Source organism: Corynebacterium sp. HMSC059E07, from assembly GCF_001814395.1.
In the GTDB taxonomy this organism is placed as follows: domain Bacteria; phylum Actinomycetota; class Actinomycetes; order Mycobacteriales; family Mycobacteriaceae; genus Corynebacterium; species Corynebacterium hesseae.
The window spans coordinates 166,209-183,661 of the sequence record NZ_KV816274.1 but is presented as its reverse complement, the minus strand read 5'-3'; the positions used below and the strand labels follow the sequence as shown (position 1 = coordinate 183,661).

General features: G+C 59.4%; 17 protein-coding genes. 7 read left to right on the top strand and 10 right to left on the bottom strand.

The window, feature by feature from the left end; genetic code table 11:
• Window positions 1–285 precede the first annotated feature (285 nt).
• The 3 genes from HMPREF2967_RS01345 to HMPREF2967_RS01335 are packed head-to-tail and all read right to left on the bottom strand — an operon-like array spanning window position 286 to window position 2,443.
• Entirely contained in the window at window positions 286–1,275 is a 990-nt protein-coding gene (locus HMPREF2967_RS01345) for a hypothetical protein (RefSeq protein WP_232770560.1), read from the bottom strand.
• Window positions 1,272–2,072: an ATP-binding cassette domain-containing protein gene (locus HMPREF2967_RS01340; protein ID WP_070524232.1), complete on the bottom strand. Its 801-nt coding sequence runs from the start codon at window positions 2,070–2,072 to the stop codon at window positions 1,272–1,274. The genes HMPREF2967_RS01345 and HMPREF2967_RS01340 overlap by 4 nt, the downstream gene beginning before the upstream one ends.
• Complete coding sequence (locus tag HMPREF2967_RS01335) at window positions 2,069–2,443, bottom strand: GntR family transcriptional regulator (protein WP_010187877.1); 375 nt, start codon at window positions 2,441–2,443, stop codon at window positions 2,069–2,071. Before HMPREF2967_RS01335 ends, HMPREF2967_RS01340 begins: the two co-directional genes overlap by 4 nt.
• Window positions 2,444–2,669: 226 nt before the next feature.
• Between HMPREF2967_RS01335 and HMPREF2967_RS01330 the strand changes: the two genes are divergently transcribed.
• On the top strand, window positions 2,670–3,908 hold the full coding sequence (locus HMPREF2967_RS01330) for an NYN domain-containing protein (RefSeq protein ID WP_070684645.1): 1,239 nt from the start codon (window positions 2,670–2,672) through the stop codon (window positions 3,906–3,908).
• A 113-nt stretch (window positions 3,909–4,021) separates the two neighbouring features.
• On the opposite strand, the gene HMPREF2967_RS01325 is transcribed toward HMPREF2967_RS01330, so the two are convergent.
• Window positions 4,022–4,816, bottom strand: coding sequence for a PspA/IM30 family protein (locus HMPREF2967_RS01325; protein ID WP_070533741.1), 795 nt, complete (start codon window positions 4,814–4,816; stop codon window positions 4,022–4,024).
• A gap of 153 nt (window positions 4,817–4,969) precedes the next feature.
• Complete coding sequence (gene trxA, locus HMPREF2967_RS01320) at window positions 4,970–5,332, bottom strand: thioredoxin (protein ID WP_070533740.1); 363 nt, start codon at window positions 5,330–5,332, stop codon at window positions 4,970–4,972.
• 147 nt (window positions 5,333–5,479) lie between these two features.
• Here trxA and HMPREF2967_RS01315 point away from each other — a divergent pair, with 147 nt between their 5' ends.
• The 6 genes from HMPREF2967_RS01315 to HMPREF2967_RS01285 all read left to right on the top strand — a co-directional run bounded on the left by HMPREF2967_RS01315 (window position 5,480) and on the right by HMPREF2967_RS01285 (window position 12,140).
• A complete protein-coding gene (locus HMPREF2967_RS01315) occupies window positions 5,480–5,680 on the top strand; it encodes a heavy-metal-associated domain-containing protein (protein ID WP_070563962.1) in 201 nt (66 codons plus the stop codon).
• A 5-nt stretch (window positions 5,681–5,685) separates the two neighbouring features.
• Window positions 5,686–7,863 carry a heavy metal translocating P-type ATPase gene (locus tag HMPREF2967_RS01310; protein WP_070684643.1) on the top strand — a complete coding sequence of 726 codons (2,178 nt, stop codon included), beginning with the start codon at window positions 5,686–5,688 and terminating at the stop codon, window positions 7,861–7,863.
• Between the two features lie 5 nt (window positions 7,864–7,868).
• Entirely contained in the window at window positions 7,869–9,203 is a 1,335-nt protein-coding gene (locus HMPREF2967_RS01305; protein ID WP_070563956.1) for an MFS transporter, read from the top strand.
• A gap of 28 nt (window positions 9,204–9,231) precedes the next feature.
• Window positions 9,232–9,696 carry a VanZ family protein gene (locus tag HMPREF2967_RS01300; protein ID WP_070524241.1) on the top strand — a complete coding sequence of 155 codons (465 nt, stop codon included), beginning with the start codon at window positions 9,232–9,234 and terminating at the stop codon, window positions 9,694–9,696.
• A gap of 784 nt (window positions 9,697–10,480) precedes the next feature.
• On the top strand, window positions 10,481–11,287 hold the full coding sequence (locus tag HMPREF2967_RS01290; RefSeq protein WP_070533733.1) for a HipA family kinase: 807 nt from the start codon (window positions 10,481–10,483) through the stop codon (window positions 11,285–11,287).
• A 1-nt stretch (window position 11,288) separates the two neighbouring features.
• Window positions 11,289–12,140 (top strand): DUF3037 domain-containing protein, encoded by an 852-nt coding sequence (locus tag HMPREF2967_RS01285; protein WP_070684640.1) that lies wholly within the window; start codon window positions 11,289–11,291, stop codon window positions 12,138–12,140.
• A gap of 95 nt (window positions 12,141–12,235) precedes the next feature.
• On the opposite strand, the gene dnaB is transcribed toward HMPREF2967_RS01285, so the two are convergent.
• The 5 genes from dnaB to HMPREF2967_RS01255 all read right to left on the bottom strand — a co-directional run bounded on the left by dnaB (window position 12,236) and on the right by HMPREF2967_RS01255 (window position 17,413).
• Window positions 12,236–13,660 carry a replicative DNA helicase gene (dnaB, locus tag HMPREF2967_RS01280; protein WP_010187892.1) on the bottom strand — a complete coding sequence of 475 codons (1,425 nt, stop codon included), beginning with the start codon at window positions 13,658–13,660 and terminating at the stop codon, window positions 12,236–12,238.
• Between the two features lie 638 nt (window positions 13,661–14,298).
• Window positions 14,299–14,751 (bottom strand): 50S ribosomal protein L9, encoded by a 453-nt coding sequence (gene rplI / locus HMPREF2967_RS01275; protein WP_010187895.1) that lies wholly within the window; start codon window positions 14,749–14,751, stop codon window positions 14,299–14,301.
• Window positions 14,752–14,797: 46 nt separating this feature from the next.
• Window positions 14,798–15,388 carry a single-stranded DNA-binding protein gene (locus HMPREF2967_RS01270; protein ID WP_070684637.1) on the bottom strand — a complete coding sequence of 197 codons (591 nt, stop codon included), beginning with the start codon at window positions 15,386–15,388 and terminating at the stop codon, window positions 14,798–14,800.
• 51 nt (window positions 15,389–15,439) lie between these two features.
• A complete protein-coding gene (gene rpsF / locus HMPREF2967_RS01265; RefSeq protein ID WP_180952128.1) occupies window positions 15,440–15,730 on the bottom strand; it encodes a 30S ribosomal protein S6 in 291 nt (96 codons plus the stop codon).
• A gap of 327 nt (window positions 15,731–16,057) precedes the next feature.
• The gene (locus tag HMPREF2967_RS01255) at window positions 16,058–17,413 is read right to left on the bottom strand and encodes a glycosyltransferase family 87 protein (protein WP_070684655.1); all 1,356 of its coding nucleotides are present in this window, start codon (window positions 17,411–17,413) and stop codon (window positions 16,058–16,060) included.
• Between the last annotated feature and the right edge of the window lie 40 nt (window positions 17,414–17,453).

Here is a 17,453-nt window from a genome sequence, read left to right as displayed (position 1 = left end):
TACATTGGCACACTATTGAGTTCTCAAACATCGTCACCACACAGCCATACGGAACGCCTTTGGCGGTACGCAGTACTGCGAGTAAAGAAAATATTTGTTGTCAGGGCCTGTTTTCCTACCGCCTCTCTCCAAGAACCTCAGTTCCTGTGGGGCGCTGTCGGTCGCGCTGACTCATATAAAGTTACACACGGCCTTGATAAAACACAAATATGCACTTCAATGAAGGTTTTTACCCCTTCTTGAAGTGCACAAAGACAACCTTTTAACGCAGACATTGGATGGCGCTCAGCGTGCCCCAAACCAGCCCATGAGGCCCGGGCTAAACACGTTGGTCTTTTTTGCCATCCGGGGATACGCGGCAACCCACACGACGTAGATGATTGCCATCCCTGTGAGCGTCCACCCCATCGCAACGCTGGGATTGATAAGCCACGCTATGAACAGTACGGCGATTGCTCCCGCTAGCGCAGTTGTGTAAAGCCACGTCAGTTTGTCGGTAATGGCGAAAGTTAAAAGTAGTGACGTTGTAGCAAGACACACGATGGTGAACCCGGCTGGATTGCCGGTCCACATCATCGCTACCAGATCGGCCACGAGCGATAGGACCACGGGGATTGCCGTGCACAGCACAGTGGTCTTGGCCCAAGCACCGCGCGGCAGCCCAAAGGCCACTGCATCTTTGAGTGAGCTGCGGATTGAATCAGCAACTAGCGGCAGGACAATCAACGTAACAATGACACCTACGATGCCCACGCCGGTATCCCACAGCTTGCTCACCACGATGTTTATCGCAGTTGCGATGGCTATACCGAATGCAGCCCACATCCACGCGCGGGCTTGAGGGCGCAACACAATCTGGGAGACCGGGGACGCTGAGAACCAGCCCGTCGAAGAATCACCATCGCTGCCTACGATGAGGGAGCTCGCGGTCAGTCGTGATGGCTCAAAGCGTTTCGTCATGCACACCACCCACATGAGCACCGGGGCGATGAGGACCCACCATGGAAACGCGAAGGGTGCGCTAACCAGAATGAGAAAGAGCGTCAGGGAAGCATTGATGCGCCGGTGCCCATTCCACACCTGGGTGCTCAACCCAAAGGTCAGATAGCGCGTGAAGTCAGGCTGCGAAAGGTAAACCATAAGGACCATAAAGAGTGAGTAACCAATGGCCCACCCTTGCCCACGGCCCATTCCCAGCACCGGAAGGATGACAATCCACAAGGCGTAGAAGAAGCTGTTCCAGCTCAGCGCCATATGCCTATAGAGCTTCATCATGCCTCCCCTAATGCCAGAACTGCCTGCTCAAGGGATACCTCGGTGGCACGCAGCCCCATTTCTTGGGCCATGTCGAAGACGTTGGCGGTGTGGTTGGGGCGAGCGTCGACAAGCGCGCGGTCTGCTACGGCTGAGGTTTCGCGCTCAAGCACTGGGAGCTGCAGGCGCCCCAGCGCGCGATCGAGGGTTTCGGCAGAGCCAGTGAGCTGGACGACGCCCTCAATGAACTCATCGATGGGACCGGACAGCGGGTTCTCCCCCATCAGCGCCACGGTATCGAGCAAACCAGACAGCTCGTTAAGGTGATGGGTGGAGACGATAATGGTGCGGCCGTGCTCTTCACGCAAGACGTCGTAGAATACCTCCCGCTTGGCGGCGTCGAGGCCGAGATAGGGTTCGTCGAGAAGCATGTATGGCACCCCCGAGGCCACCGCAACAATGAAGCTCGCTGCGGACTTCTGCCCGCGGGAAAGGCCCGAGTAATTCTTCATTGGAAGCTCGAAGCGCTCGACCAGCTCCTCAGCGCGCGCTGTGCTCCACGTGGGCCAGCGCAGGCTTGCCACGGTGAAGATCTTCTTCACGTTCCAACCTTCAGGCAGTGGGTTATCTATGCCCATGAGGACAACCTTGTTGAGGACTTTTTCATTGTCGTAGGGCTTGTCGCCGTCGACTTTGATGCCGGAGCCGCCGAGCTGGCCAGCAATCTTGCGCAGCAAGGTGGTCTTGCCAATGCCGTTGGGGCCGACGAGGCCGTGCGTGAGGCCGTCGTCGAAGGTGAAGTGCGGGGTAGAAATCATGAGTAGAGTCCTCGACTTTCTGCGACAAGGTCGATGAGGTCATGGAGTTGCTGGCGGGTGTAGCCCAGGTGCACGGCTTCGTCGATGAGCGGTGCGGCGTATTCAGCCGCAAAGTCTTGGCGACGCCGCGCCCGGATAAGGTCTGCGGCACCAGAGGTGACGAACATGCCGATACCTCGGCGTTTTTCGAGGATTCCGAGATCCACGAGGAGGGTCAGGCCCTTGCGGGCAGTGGCGGGGTTGATGCTGTGGAAAGCGGCGAGCTCATTCGTGGACGGTGCCTGGGCGCCCTCGGCGAGAGTGCCCTCAATGATGGCGTCCTCGATGAGTACCGCTATCTGACGAAAGAGTGGCTGCGCGGAGTTATCCATGCAGTCTCCCTAGTTGGTTGGTTACTCATGTAACTAACCATATAACCTGCCCTGCAACCTCCGCAAGACTTGCGGCAAACACGTTTATTACCTGGGAATTTCCCCAAGGTTATCGACGTTTTGTGACTAATGGGGCACACTGGATGACACCAGCCTTAAGCTGGAGACCTCACGAAAGTGATCATAGAAAAATTAGTTAGAAACGATAGAACGGAATTTAGGAGCCATGCTTGAACGAACACTTGTCTTCGTTGACACGTCATACCTACTGGCCAGCTTTTATAACTCTTGGGAGACGGGGGCCCGCGCCCAGCTAGAGATTGATTTACCCGAAGTAGTCAGCTCCCTCGGTTCCATGATTGAGAACCAAGTAGGCAACCCCATCCACCGCCAATACTGGTACGACGGAATCCCCGATACCGGCCCCCACCGTTACCAGCGAGCACTGCGGGTCTGCGATGGCGTCCAATTGCGCACCGGTCAGCTCATCGAATGGGGCGAACGGCGAACCCAGAAAGCCGTGGACACCCGCCTCGTCGCCGATATGATCGTTTCCGCTATGAAGGGCCAAGTCACGGATTTCGTCTTGGTCTCCGGCGACGCAGACATGATTCCCGGGGTCCAGGAGGCCGTCAACAATGGTGTGCGCGTGCACCTTTATGGCTTCGGATGGGACTCCATGTCTTCAGCTCTGCGCCATGCCTGCGACTCCACCACGATCCTCGATCCGCGGGAGGACTTCGCCGATGCGATGGAGCTTGAGGTCCTTGAAGGCCCGCTGCCGCCGACCATCCGCGAGCCCCAGAGCACCGGAGAAGGAAGCGAAGACGCTAGCGATTCCGCCACCGAGGACGCCCCAGAGTGCGACGAACCTACCGAGGCACAAGCTGCCTTCCCCTCTGCGCCAAAACCTGGGCCGGCAACACCTTCCGCCGCGGCGCAAGACGTGGCTGCCACCGCCTCGCACCCAGAGTCGGCAGCACCGAGCGCCCCCGCCGACGAAGAGGAACCCGCCCCCTGCGGCGAACAAACCACAAAGCCCAGCGCCGCGGATCAGAAGCCCGCGGACTCAGAAGAGGAAACGGGCACCGAAGCCCCGAAGCCTGCCCCCAAACCGGCCGCGCCCAAGCCGTCGATGATGGCGCCGCGCCGCAAGCTGCGCTCGAAGTATGTTCCCCTCCCCGAGGAAGTGTGGAGCTCCGCCGGCTTCCAGTCCCCCTTTGACGTGGGGCAGCAATATGCCTCGTGGTGGTTCGACAACGCCGCGAGCGCCGATCAGCGCGACCAAGCCCATCTCCTTTCCGGCGGCGGTCTGCCGCCGGAGATCGACCGTCCGCTGCTGCAGTTCGCCTGCGAAACGCTGCACGAGTACACGCTCACCGAAACCCAGCGCGTCAACCTGCGCGATGGCTTCCACTCCGGCATCCGCGGCGTGCTAATCAATATCCGCCGCCAGGGCAGCTAGACCGTCGAGGCGCACAGGGACCTTAATAAAGGGACCTTCTGGAGCGCGGGGTGGTGAAATCCCCTGGCCGCAGAATGCGGCCTGCTCCAGAAGGCCCCTTTTCGCGCTGGTTACTACTTATCCTCAGCGTCCTTGGCTTCGGCGCCGGCCTCGAGCTCCTCTGTGGTCTTGGAGGATGAGCCTTCCAGCTCCTTGTTCTTGGCCATCTCAGCGCGGATCTCATCCAAGCGGGACATAGCGGCCATATCGTGTCCCGCCGCCGAAATCTCCTGAATCCGGCTACCACCAGCTGCCTGGTGCAGCTCCTGGGCGCCGAGCGCATCAGCGTAGCGCTTCTCAATCTTGGCGCGTACCGAATCCATCGTAGGCGTCGAGTCATCCGGCTTGAGCTCATTCATGGAGTCCAGAGCCTCAGCGTTCTTCTCCTGCATCGCCGCCTGATCGGCTTGGGACAGCAACTGGTCCACCTGCGCGAGCTGCTCCTTCAGTCGGGCCTCCGACTGCTGTTGCTGGGCCTTTGCCTGCTCCGCCGCTTGCGCGGCAGCCTCGTGCTGGGACTTCAGATTCGCCAGCTCATTTTCTACGGCAACCAGCTGGCTCGCCACAACCTCCGCTGCCTGGTTGTACTCGGCGGCCTTCTGCGGATCCTCGGAAGCGTCCGCCAACTCCAAGGCCCGGCGCGTCTGATCCTGGTAGTCCTTCTGAGTTTTCACTAGGCGGTTGAGCTGCATTTCCAGCTGGGTTTTGCGGCCAATAATCTCCGCTGCGTGCTCGGAAATCTGGCGGTGCTGTTCCTTTGCACCTTCCACGGCCTGCTGGATTTGGACCTTGGGATCAGCGTTCTCATCGATCTTCTGATCGAAAGAAGCCATCACATACTTCCAACCTTTGCTGAATGGGTTTGCCATTGCGCTCACTCCTTAGTGGTTCCTGCAGCAGTAATCAATGCAGCGCTCGTTAGTGCTTTATATGTAAAGACGCTTTCCTGCGAGTGTAGCGATACTCACAGGAAAGCGCGCAGCGGTCCATCTCGACCGCCTTTTCAGAAACATCCGGAATTATTAGGCCTGCTGGCTCTCCACCTGGGCGCGGACCTCATCCATATCGAGAGCCTTGACCTGGCTAATGAGATCTTCCAGGGCTGCCGGCGGCAATGCGCCCGACTCGCGGAACACCAAGATGCCGTCGCGGAACACCATCAACGTCGGGATGGAGTTAATCTGCAGCTTCGCAGCCAGATCCTCGTTTGCCTCGGTATCCAACTTGGCAAAGGTGGCATCAGGGTGCTCCTCGGATGCCTTCTCAAAGACCGGGCCGAAGCGCTTGCACGGACCGCACCATTCCGCCCAGGCATCCACGAGGGTGATGCCATCGCCGGAGATGGTCTCCTGGAACGTCTCTTCAGTGATGTCAATCGTTGCCATGTCTCTTCCTATCTGTTTCGGGGAAATTTGTAGGTTCTTTCAACTCTCAACGGTACACAAGGCTCAATTATTCCTTGCACCTATACCCCTAGGGGGTATACGCTCAACGGTGTATCTACCCACTACTTAAGGAGTCTGATCACGACCATGAGCACCACCACCTACACCGTTAACGGCATGACCTGCGGCCACTGCGAACTCTCCGTGAAGGAAGAAATCTCGGAGATCAAGGGCGTCACCGACGTCACCGCTGACCACACCACCGGCGCCGTCACCGTGACTGGTGAGGGCTTTAGCGATGACCAGGTCGCCGCCGCCATCGCCGAAGCCGGCTACGAGTTGGCCTAAGCATCATGACTACCAGCCTCACCCTCGGTATCACCGGGATGACCTGTACCTCCTGCTCATCCCGGGTTGAACGCAAGCTCAACAAGCTCGACAACGTCGAAGCCACAGTCAACTTCGCCACGGAATCTGCCTCCGTAAGCTATGACCCAGCGACGACGACCCCCGCCGATCTCATCGACGTCGTCGAAGGCGCGGGCTACGGGGCTTTTGCGGTGAGTGATGAGGGGGAGGCGTCGGCAAGCACGGCGGACACCGCCCGCGAGGGTGAGGCTTCCGACATCCTGCAGCGCACGCTCGTCTCTGCGGCGCTCTCGCTGCCCGTGATGCTCCTCTCCATGGTCCCGGCCCTCCAATTCCAGAACTGGCAGTGGGCCTGCCTGGTACTCACAACGCTCGTCTACGTCATCGGCGGCGCGCCCTTCCACCGCGCCACGTGGGCCAACCTGAAGCACGGCGCCGCCACGATGGACACGCTCATCACGTTGGGCACCACCGCCGCCTTTGGCTGGTCGCTCTACGCGCTCTTCTTCGGCAACGCCGGCATGCCCGGCATGACCATGCATATGACGCTGCGTTCCAATGACGCGCAGATGGACCACATTTACCTCGAATCAGTGGGGATGGTCATTACGTTCCTGCTGCTTGGGCGCTGGTTTGAGCTCAAGGCAAAGGGCCGCTCCTCCGAGGCTCTCACCACGCTGCTCACCATGGGCGCTAAAGAGGCCACGGTGCTGCGCGGCGATACTGAAACCCGCATACCCATCGGTGACCTTCACGAGGGCGATATTTTTGTGGTTCGCCCCGGCGAGAAGATCGCCACCGATGGTGTGGTCCTCAACGGACATTCCGCCGTAGATGAATCCCTGCTCACCGGCGAATCGTTGCCGGTTGAGGTTTCACCCGGCAGCACGGTGACGGGCGCAACCATCAACGCCTCCGGGCGGCTTGAGGTGCGCGCCACCCGCGTCGGCTCCGACACCGTCCTTGCCCAGATGGGCGCGCTCGTCACCGCAGCCCAGACCTCGAAGGCCCCAGTGCAGCGCCTCGCCGACCGCATCGCCGCTGTCTTCGTGCCCATCGTCATCGGCATCGCTATCCTCGCGCTCTTAGCGCACCTGTGGGTCGGCGGAGTTGCCCCGGCCTTCGTGGCCGCCGTCTCCGTCCTCATCATTGCGTGCCCTTGCGCCATGGGCTTGGCGACGCCCACCGCAATCCTCGTGGGCACCGGGCGCGGCGCCGAACTGGGAATCCTCATCAAGGGACCGGAGATCCTCGAATCGACCCGCAAGATCGACACGATTGTTCTGGACAAGACGGGCACCATCACCGAAGGCCAGATGTCAGTAGCGGCGGTTCAGGCCACTGCGGGGCACTCAGAGCAGGAGGTTCTCCGTCTTGCGGCCGCCGCGGAGCAGGGCTCCGAGCACCCCATCGCGCGGGCCATCCGCGCGGCTTACGACGGCGACATCCCAGCAGCCGAGGACTACCACGAGCTGCCAGGCCAAGGGATCGAAGCGACCGTCGATGGCGCGCGCGTGCGGGTGGGACGCCCACCCGCGGGCTACGACGGCACCGGGACGCAGGTCGGCGTCTACGTGGCGGATGACGTGGTGGGAACCATCGAGCTACAGGACCGCGTTAAGGAGTCCGCAGCCGCCGCCATCTCCGCCCTCCAGGACCTAGGCCTCACGCCCCATCTGCTCACGGGCGACAACACCGGTGCAGCACACGCAGTGGCGCGAGCGGTAGGCATTGATGAAGCCAACGTGACAGCGGGGGTCATGCCCTCTGACAAGGTGGAAGCTATCGCCCAACTTCAGCAGCAAGGAAAGACCGTGGCCATGGTGGGCGATGGCGTGAACGACGCCGCGGCACTCGCGCAGGCGGACCTGGGAATCGCGATGGGTGCTGGGGCTGATGTCGCCATCGAGGCCTCCGATATCACGGTGATGAATAACGACCTGCGCTCTGTGGCCGATGCCGTACGGCTTGCGCGCGCTACCCTGCGCATCATCAAGGGCAACCTATTTTGGGCCTTCGCCTATAATATTATTCTTCTACCTGTTGCCGCTTTTGGCCTGCTCAACCCCCTTTTCGCGGGTATAGCCATGGCGTTGAGTTCGGTTTTTGTAGTCAGTAATTCTTTGCGCCTGAAAAGCTTTCACTCCGCAGAGTATGCTTAGCCTGCATGAATCGTCTTGATCATCGCTCTATCTCTCGCACGGAGAGGCTCGACCGCCTTCCCGTCACCGGCAAACACAAACGTCTTCTCTTCGGCTCCGGCATTGGCTGGGCGCTCGACGCCATGGACGTGGGCCTCATCTCCTTCATCATGGCCGCTCTGGCCGTGCACTGGGGAATCACGCCGACCCAATCCTCGTGGCTGGCGTCCGTGGGCTTCATCGGCATGGCCTTGGGCGCTACCTTCGGAGGCCTCTTGGCCGATAAGTTTGGCCGCCGCCACGTCTTTGCCTTGACCCTGTTGGTCTATGGCCTCGCCACGGGTGCCTCCGCCCTGGCGACGGGCCTCACGCTTCTCATCGTCCTGCGCTTCTTCATCGGTCTCGGCCTGGGCGCCGAACTGCCGGTGGCCTCCACGTTGATTTCCGAGTTCGCCCCACTCAAGGTCCGCGGGCGCATGGTGGTCTTGCTGGAGGCCTTCTGGGCGGTGGGCTGGATCCTGGCCGCGGTAGTTGGAACGTTTGTTGTGGGGGCGTCGGAAAGCGGCTGGCGCTGGGCGCTCGCGCTCGGCATGGTCCCCGCCCTTTATGCACTTTTCGTACGCCTCCACCTGCCGGAATCGGTGCGCTTCCTAGAGTCGAAAGGCCGCCACGAGGAGGCAGAGGAGATCGTCGCCTCCTTTGAGGCAGAGGTGGACTCGACGGACATCGACCGCACGACCCCGGCACCGACCTACTCCGAGGAAGACGTCACCGCCGCCAGCATCTGGTCGCCGTCCCTGCGCGGGCGCACTCTCGCGTTGTGGACCATCTGGTTCTGCGTCAACCTGTCCTACTATGGCGCCTTCATCTGGATTCCTTCGCTGCTGGTCGCCGACGGATTCTCCCTGGTGAAGTCCTTCAGCTTCACGCTGATTATCACCCTGGCCCAGCTGCCCGGCTACGCCGCCGCGGCCTGGCTCATCGAAGTATGGGGGCGCCGCACCACGCTGGCTGCCTTCCTCGTGGGCTCCGCGCTTTCCGCAGGTCTCTATGGCTTTGCCAGCACTGAGGCCACGATCATCCTGGCCGGTTGCCTTCTGTCCTTCTTCAACTTGGGCGCGTGGGGTGCTTTGTACGCCATCGGCCCCGAGCTCTATCCCACCGCCCTGCGTGGGCGTGGTACGGGTGCTGCCGCCGGCTTCGGCAGGCTCGCATCCATCTTGGCGCCACTCATCGTTCCGCCGCTCATCGCGGTGGCGGGCACGGGCTGGCTCTTCGTACTCTTTGCGGCAGCCTTTGGCACCGCCGCTGTCGCGGCGCTGACCCTGCCAGAATTCAAGGGTAGGACCCTTGCTCAATAGGGTCGCCCTTGGCGCGTGGGTCGCGGTCATGGTTGCGCTGACTACGCTGAAGTCCTTCTTTCAGATTGGCTACCTCTGGAAGCCAGAGAACCAACGGGTCCGCGATCTGCGCTTGGTCCCGCTCGATGAGTTTTCCGGCGGCACCTGGTTTGGCCCGCTCTTTGAGTACGCGGGCAATACCGCTTTCTTCATTCCCTTCGGAATGCTCGTCTTCAGCATGTGCCGTTCACTCAAGGCCACGGCCGCGTGGGGCTTCGCGCTGAGCCTGGCGCTGGAGACAGCACAGTACGCCTTCGCCCTGGGGCGCACCGATATCGATGACCTCATCTTCAATACCCTCGGCGCGCTGATCGGCGCGGCATTCGCCCGGCTGTGTGGCGAGCGCTTCTTCCCCGTGTGGCGGTGGCTCGCACTCGCCGCAGCAGCCGTGTTCCTGGTCTTAGTCATTCTCGGCCCACGGTTGGGTGACCCCAACGCCGTGGTGGACCTGTAATTTAACCGTGTGCCATGTTGACGAACCCGACTTAGACCAACTTAATGCGAGAGTTCTTGGCCGGTGATTGCTTGGATGGTGACGGTGAGGCCGAGTGGAAGTGGTACGGCGGCGTGGACGGTTTCGCCGCCAACAACGAATTAAAAGTTGCGGCATTTCTTGAGTGTTCTCACGAGGCGTTTGTTGGAGTAACCACTGCGGGTTCCATCAGGTGTGCCCTGGCTAATGCTGCGATGACGATATTGAGGTGTTAAGAGTGACATTTCTCATCCACCCATGATCTAAGTTTGGTTTGACGTCAACTAGCGCGCTTCGACTTGTTTCGATGGTGGAAGGTCTCAACCTCAATGGAACTGATTCATACAACCTCAAAATCCGTGAGGACAAAGTCACAAAGAATGGTCGCACCAACAAAAAGTGGACTATTCTGAAAATCCAAAAGGAGGAAAAGACCCGTGACGCTCAAGAACCGGACTCAGGCTAATAGGTCCAAACCCGATTCATCACGCTCAAAAAGGTCATCGATATCTACAGTGTTATCCTCCTAGCCCTCGGCATCGTCTCTGGAATCGTCGTGTTCAGGCTAACACTCACTACGGAACTGAGTGCCCTAATCCTCATCCCATCGGTCGTAGCCGCCACTAATGGCGCTCTAAACCTCACGACCACAAAACGGCCGCGGTAGACACAGATAATCCCCGAATAGGCAACTACGCCCAAATTTCCTGTTCCCATTAGACCCGCAGGCTTGTACTCCGCTCACCCCTCTCGCAAAGGCTTTGCAATGAACACCAACAACGTCATCTCTATCGATGCCCGACGCAGCCGTGAAGAAAAGACCTACCTACAAATCCCCGGAAGAGTCGCCTTCCACACTGGCACCCGGCCGTTCCTCGGCAAGGCCGACGACGGCAACGAATACTGGTGCAAACGCATAGAAAGTGACCATGGGCGCGAAGCCGTAGTCAACGAAGTTGCTGCAAGCATCGTCGGTCTGCGCCTGGGCGCCCACATCCGCCCATGGAAAATTATCTACGTCCCCGAGTCACTACACGGACACATGATTGGAGAATCAATATGGAGATACAGGCTCACCGGGACTCCACTCTTCGGCTCGCTCAATCTCCACACTGCTACACTGCACCAAGGGTTCGGAGTCATCCCCTACGTTAACGACGACGCCAACTACAACCACATCCCGAAGCTGATAGCACTGTGGTTGTTGTGCAATGTTCAGGAAGACCTCCAAATCCTCACGGACAACGATGACGATAACTCCATCTGGTCCATCGACCACGGGCTCTGGTTCGACTCGGAGCCCTACCCTTGGCAACTAACCCCGCCAGAACGCGCAGGCGGCACCGCACGCATTCCTCTACTGCGCACCGAAATTCCCAACAGCTCGTGGGACAAAGCCATCAACGCACTCGACAACCTCGACACCACCCTACGAGAAGAATTGCAAGAAGCACTACCAATAGAATGGGCAATACCTGCGCATGAGACTGACAAACTCATGAACTACGTCCTCTCTCGCAAGGACTACGCTCGGGAGCTCCTACGCTCGTACAAACACCGCAAAGGACAATGACATGAGATTCGACTACTGGACCGTAAGCGTGGTTCCCCGCCCCATGGGCATCACCACGATCGGCGTCGGTGTCATCGTCATCGATGCTGCAACAGGCGAAACAAAGAATCATTTCCGCTCCGACCGCGGTATCCACCACGATTCCGACTTTCCCGAGGCCATCCGGCGAGCCCTGCAACATTTCAAAGCCGACCTCAAGAAGCTGACAACGACAACCGAGCCGCTCAACCTTGACGGGCAACACACGCTGTCGAGCTATCTCGAATTCATTAGCGGACACTGGAACAACCTCATCAAGGTTCACCCCATGCAAAGCATGGACGCTGCAAACCTCAATGAGGCCACCGACCTACTGTTTTCGACCCTCATTGGCGAAGCCCCCACCGGCAAGCATCAACAAGACGTCAGACAGGTACGACGCTTTATCCGCAAACAATACGAGCAACTCCCAAGCCTGGAAAAAGCAACCATCTTTGACGCCGACGTCCAAGTTGCCCGGCGCGAGCTGGATCTAACTTTGGCGGTTGTCGATGATGAGGAAGTTATCGAGCTTAATCAGGCATTTAACTTCCGGTCTTCTGATGCGAATATCACGCGCGCGGCCATTGATTCTTGGACGCTCAAGGTGGACAAGTTGCAGCAGGCGGGCGGTGAGCTTACTGCTGGTGAGACTTTAATCTCTGTTCCTCGCGAATTGGATATCATCGCTGTCACCACATTGCCGAACTCGTCAGCGCAGAAGAAGAACTACCAGCAGTTCCGTGAATTTTGTGGCGATCTCGATATCTCGATGCTGACGATGGAAGAAATTCCGCAGCATGCAGCCTCACTCAATAGGCGCTTAGCCTCTTAAAAAGCACGCTCCCCCGTACCTGGAAAGTCAGGTCCTAGTCTTGGTCATTCTCGGCCCACGGTTGGGTGACCCCAACGCCGTGATGGACCTGTAATTTACCCGTGCGCCATGTTGACGAACTTGGAGTAGTGCAGCTGGTGCGCCACCTTCACCGTATCGATCGGGCCGCCACGGTGCTTGGCCAAGATGATGTCCGCCTCACCGGCGCGGGGATCATCGCGGTCCTGTGAGTCTGGGCGATACAGGAGCATAACCATGTCGGCGTCCTGCTCTAGCGAGCCGGACTCACGCAGATCCGCCAGCTGCGGCTTCTTGTCGGTACGGGACTCCGGTCCACGGTTCAGCTGGGAAATCGCGATGAGCGGGACCTCGAGCTCCTTGGCCAACAGTTTGAGCTGGCGGGAAAACTCCGAAACCTCTTGCTGGCGGGACTCCACCTTCTTGCCCGAGGACATCAGCTGCATATAGTCCAGCACAATGAGGTCGAGCCCGTGCTGCTGCTTGAGGCGGCGGGCTTTCGAGCGAATCTCCATCATGGTGAGGTTCGGGGAATCATCGATGAACAGGGGCGCATCCTGGATGCGGTTGAGGGTGTCATCGATCTTTGCCCAGTCCTCAGTCGATACGCGCCCGCCGCGCATATCCGACAGCTTCACTTCCGCCTCCGCAGACAGCAAGCGCATTACGATTTCCGAGGCGGACATCTCCAAGGAGAACACCACGGAGGTCTTGTTGTGCTGGAGAGATGCCGAGCGCATGAAGTCCATGGCCAGCGTGGACTTGCCCACGCCGGGGCGGGCGGCGACGATAATCATCTGGCCGGCACGCAAGCCATTGGTCAGGTTATCCAAGTCGATGAATCCGGTGGGCACGCCCGATTCCACACCGTTTTGCTGTAGGGCGGCGAGTTCGTCGATAGTGGGATCAATAAGATCACTCAATGCTCGGTAGTCCTCGGTGGTCTTCTTCTGTGCCACCGCGAAGACTTCCTGCTGGGCGCGGTCCAGAACCGATTCGATCTCCATGTCCTCGGAACCTTGGAAGCCGAGCTGGACAACTCTGGTTCCGGCATCCACCAGCTTGCGCAGCACCGCCTTTTCCGCCACGATCTCCGCGTAGTAGCGAGCGTTGGCGGCAGTCGGCACCGTGGCCAGCAGGGTGTGCAGATAGGGCGCGCCGCCGACGCGCTCGAGGTTGTTATAACGATCGAGCCGAGCCGCCACAATCACCGCATCAATATCGGTGCCCGCGGCATAGAGGTCAATCATGGCCTGATAAATGAGCGTGTGCGCAGGATAGTAGAAGTCCTCCGGCTCCAGCTCTTCAATGACCTCCATCACCGTGTTCGGGCTCAAGAGCATAGCGCCAAGAACGCCTTGCTCCGCTTCCCGGTCCGCGGGTGGCTGGCGGAATTCGCCGTAACGCTTCGGCTCCTCCTGACGGTAGGAGCGGCGGGGTTCCTCCTCTACCGGTTCGGGCGGCGGTGGAACCTGATCGTCATCAAAACTGGCATTAGTCATTGTCCATCAATCCCACCGTTCATCGATCCCACCCTGACCGCCCCAGAAATTCTCAGCTTCTATCCGCGCCGGACGGCCAGGCTTTAAGGCAGTGCCAAGCGGCAACCACGCGTAGTACACAACAGTGTAGCCGAGGCGTTGGACACTGCCCCTTGGGTATAACTCCCACAGTTATCCACAGGTGCCTGTGGAATTACCAGCTCAGCGGACGAAGGCTCCGCAAAGCGCGAGGTCAAGCCTGTGGATAACTCTGCAAGCCCGTGACCAGCGAAGATAATTACCGCAGGTCAGAGCATGTTTTTCAAGGTGTGAATATACGCACAAAACCCGTGAAAAGTAGGGCCTTCAACCCGAAATCGGCGCTACCTGCGGGTTAACAAAAGGCGGCGTGAGTAAACTCACTGTAAACTGCACACAGGTTTATCCACAGGTTCCGCGAGTTATCCACATGCCGTGCTTGGCGACGGTTCCCCACCCCGCATGCCTAAAACGGCTCAAGGCCGTACACCTTCCACCACCTCACATAGTGGGAGGAGCACGGCCTTAAACCTTGCTGTTGTCTGTGGGTCACGTACCTGCGTACATCGCCGCGCCTCACACGCGGCTGGACGGAGGGTGACCGTCGTGCGCCTTAATTCTTAGGCAGCGACGACCGAGAAGTTCACCTTGCCGATAACGTCAGCGTGCAGCTTCAGCTCGACTTGGTAGTTGCCGGTCTTCTTGACCAGGCCCTTGGGAAGCACAACGATGCGCTTGTCCAGCTTCGGGCCGCCAGCGGCGGCAACGGCGTTCACGATGTCCTCTGCGGACACGGAGCCGAAGAGCTTGCCGGACTCGGAGGTCTTCACGGGGACGTTGACGTCCTTGAGCTCCTCCAGCTGGGTACGGATCTCGCGTGCATGGTCCAGGTCGCGGATTGCGCGAGCTTCCTGGGCACGCTTGATGCCCTCGATCTGCTTCTCAGCACCGCGGGTGGCAACGATTGCCAGGCCGCGCGGAAGCAGGTAGTTACGTCCGTAGCCGTCCTTAACCTCTACAATTTCGCCGGGGGCGCCGAGGTTCTCAACGGCAGCGGTGAGGATCAGCTTCATGATCCCTGCCTTTCAATTGAGTTAAATGAATACTTGCGTGACAGTCTTAGAACGGGGGTTCTGCATCCGCACCACCAAAGCTTCCCGCTTGGGGTGCCGAATTCCACGGATCGTTGCTCGGAGCCGACTGCTGGGACTGCTGCGGGGCAGAAGACTGGGACTGGCTTCCAGAGAAACCACCCTGGTTTCCGGAGAAACCGCCTTGGTTGCCGCCGCCGTAGTTAGCACCACCCTGCTGCTGGCCGCCGCCATAGTTTCCGCCACCGTTGCCGGACTTGCGGTTTACCTGAGCGGTTGCATAACGCAGGGACGGGCCGACCTCATCGACCTCGATCTCAAAGACAGTACGGTTCTCGCCCTCACGAGTCTGGTAAGAGCGCTGACGCAAACGGCCAGTAACAATAACGCGCATGCCCTTGGTCAGGGTCTCCGCAACGTTTTCTGCGGCTTGGCGCCACACGTTGCAGGTGAGGAACATGGCCTCGCCATCCTCCCACTGGGAAGTCTGCTGATTATAGCGACGCGGGGTGGAGGCAACACGGAAATTTGCCACTGCGGCACCCGCCGGGGTGAAGCGCAGTTCCGGGTCGGCGACAATGTTGCCAACGACCGTGATATTGGTATCTCCCTGAGCCATGTCTTTACTCCTTAATATCGGTTACGTGGATTGCTCGAAACCCAGTATCCGCTATTTGCTGTCGGTGCGCAGAACCTTGGTACGCAGAATGGAGTCGTTCAGGTTCAGACGGCGATCGAGCTCGAGAACGGAGTGGGATTCGCACTCCAGATCCACGACTGCGTAGATGCCCTCTTCCTTCTTGTTGATCGGGTATGCAAGACGGCGCTTGCCCCACACGTCAACCTTTTCGACTTTGCCGCCATCCTTGCGGATTGCTTCGAGGAACTTGTCTAGGGACGGGGTTACGGTGCGCTCATCCTGATTGGGATCCAGAATGATCATGACTTCGTAGTGACGCACGGACCTCATCACCTCCTATGGTCTAGTAATTGGTATCGGCCATATCACCTTTGCGGATATGGCAGGAGGGTCTGTTGCGTCAAGCAACCCTCACACAGTACCGCACTGACCGGCGGAAAAGGAAATCCCTTGTCTCCTCGGCCGCCCCCTAGTGAGTCGCCGCGACAAAGATTGCCGAACTCGCAGGTATCACCGTAAGGAAAAGCAGAGCCAGCAACCCCAGCATGATGGGCCAGGTTCGGTCTTCAGAACGCTGAAACAGGTAATAGGCGCCCAATACGCACAAGAAACCTATCGTGATGGAGATGATGCCCACGATTGTTATGGTCATCGCGCAAAATCCCCCGCCAGCGGATCCCTGCCACCGTGCGCGGCACGGACCTTGTCTTCCGACTTGCCCCACATCTGACGGATGATGAGCACGCCGATGGCGATGATGAAACCATCCCGGGTGATCACCGCGATGTCCAGCATCTCGTGCGGCAGGCCCTTGTTCTCCGAGCCGAGCATGTGCCAGGCAAGGATGGGCCAGAGGAGGGCGTCGGCAAGCGCCCAGCTAAAGATGAGGCGCCACCGTGGCAGCGCCAAGAGCGCCGGGACAATGAGCCACAGCGAGTACTGCGGCGACCACACCTTGTTGAAGATTAGGAAGGCCATGATGATGAGGTAAATCATCTCAGCCACCCGCGGCGCACGCGGGGTTTTGAGCCCCATGATGGCGATTACCGCGCAGCACGCCAGGAAGGCCACGAGGGAGAAGGTATTAACGAATTCGTTTTCAAGGTCGACTCCCCCAATTCGGCTCAGGAGCGCATAGATCGTGGTCCAATCCAACCCACGCTCTTGGTTGAGCCGGAAGAATTCGCGCCAGGCTTCGGGGTAGGCCACCGCCACGGGAAGGTTCACCACGAGCCACGTCACAACAGTTGCCACGAACATCTTGATGAAAGGTGCCCAGCGCTTGTTGCGGATGGCCAGCACCAGAAAGGCACCCAGAATAAACAGGGGCCACAGCTTAAAGGCCGTGCCAAGCCCAATGAGAATGCCGGCGAGCCAGTTCTTGCCCTTGGTCACTGCAAGCAGAGCGCCGACCATGAACGCCACCGACGGGATGTCCCAATTGGTAAAGGCATGCATGACCACGAGGGGGCTAGCTGCCATGAGGACGGTGTCCCACGCCCGGTTACCCGTGAGCTGGAAAACCATAACCACGGTGCCTACCCACACGAGGGACATGATGAGCGCGGTCAGCCCGAAGTACCAACTGACATCGGCAATCCCAATCCACTCGACGGCCGGGTAGGTGGTGCGCGCCAGCCAAGCGACGGCGCCCTGGAACATGCCAGCCAACACGGGGTACTCCATGTAGCGCGTGATATCCCCTTCAACCCAGGAATAGGCGTAGGGGAAGCCCGGCTGGTCTAGTCCACGGCCCCCGTAGAGCGGGATGATGTCGTTGTAGCAGAAAGACGCGTACTGGCGGTTGCCAGCCCAGTTCAGGCTGATGAGGCCATCCTCGCCCCGGGTGCTAGCCGCGCAGTTGGCCTTACTCAAGAACCCAAATGCCAGGAATGTCCACGCCAGCGTGATGATCACTCGCAGTGGAGTCCACCACCCAGAGTGGGCTGAGCGAGCGAAACGCCCCGTCGGCCCGCCCAGGGCGTCGACGGCTCCGCGGGCCATCGTCTCAGAGGAGAGGGGGACTAGCTGAGAAGTCGTGTGT

Excerpts from the sequence above, each read along its gene's own strand:
- HMPREF2967_RS01345 (WP_232770560.1), bottom strand. The coding sequence starts at position 1,275 with ATGATGAAGCTCTATAGGCATATGGCGCTGAGCTGGAACAGCTTCTTC.
- HMPREF2967_RS01340 (WP_070524232.1), bottom strand. The coding sequence starts at position 2,072 with ATGATTTCTACCCCGCACTTCACCTTCGACGACGGCCTCACGCACGGC.
- HMPREF2967_RS01335 (WP_010187877.1), bottom strand. The coding sequence starts at position 2,443 with ATGGATAACTCCGCGCAGCCACTCTTTCGTCAGATAGCGGTACTCATC.
- HMPREF2967_RS01330 (WP_070684645.1), top strand. The coding sequence starts at position 2,670 with ATGCTTGAACGAACACTTGTCTTCGTTGACACGTCATACCTACTGGCC.
- HMPREF2967_RS01325 (WP_070533741.1), bottom strand. The coding sequence starts at position 4,816 with ATGGCAAACCCATTCAGCAAAGGTTGGAAGTATGTGATGGCTTCTTTC.
- trxA (WP_070533740.1), bottom strand. The coding sequence starts at position 5,332 with ATGGCAACGATTGACATCACTGAAGAGACGTTCCAGGAGACCATCTCC.
- HMPREF2967_RS01315 (WP_070563962.1), top strand. The coding sequence starts at position 5,480 with ATGAGCACCACCACCTACACCGTTAACGGCATGACCTGCGGCCACTGC.
- HMPREF2967_RS01310 (WP_070684643.1), top strand. The coding sequence starts at position 5,686 with ATGACTACCAGCCTCACCCTCGGTATCACCGGGATGACCTGTACCTCC.
- HMPREF2967_RS01305 (WP_070563956.1), top strand. The coding sequence starts at position 7,869 with ATGAATCGTCTTGATCATCGCTCTATCTCTCGCACGGAGAGGCTCGAC.
- HMPREF2967_RS01300 (WP_070524241.1), top strand. The coding sequence starts at position 9,232 with ATGGTTGCGCTGACTACGCTGAAGTCCTTCTTTCAGATTGGCTACCTC.
- HMPREF2967_RS01290 (WP_070533733.1), top strand. The coding sequence starts at position 10,481 with ATGAACACCAACAACGTCATCTCTATCGATGCCCGACGCAGCCGTGAA.
- HMPREF2967_RS01285 (WP_070684640.1), top strand. The coding sequence starts at position 11,289 with ATGAGATTCGACTACTGGACCGTAAGCGTGGTTCCCCGCCCCATGGGC.
- dnaB (WP_010187892.1), bottom strand. The coding sequence starts at position 13,660 with ATGACTAATGCCAGTTTTGATGACGATCAGGTTCCACCGCCGCCCGAA.
- rplI (WP_010187895.1), bottom strand. The coding sequence starts at position 14,751 with ATGAAGCTGATCCTCACCGCTGCCGTTGAGAACCTCGGCGCCCCCGGC.
- HMPREF2967_RS01270 (WP_070684637.1), bottom strand. The coding sequence starts at position 15,388 with ATGGCTCAGGGAGATACCAATATCACGGTCGTTGGCAACATTGTCGCC.
- HMPREF2967_RS01255 (WP_070684655.1), bottom strand. The coding sequence starts at position 17,413 with ATGGCCCGCGGAGCCGTCGACGCCCTGGGCGGGCCGACGGGGCGTTTC.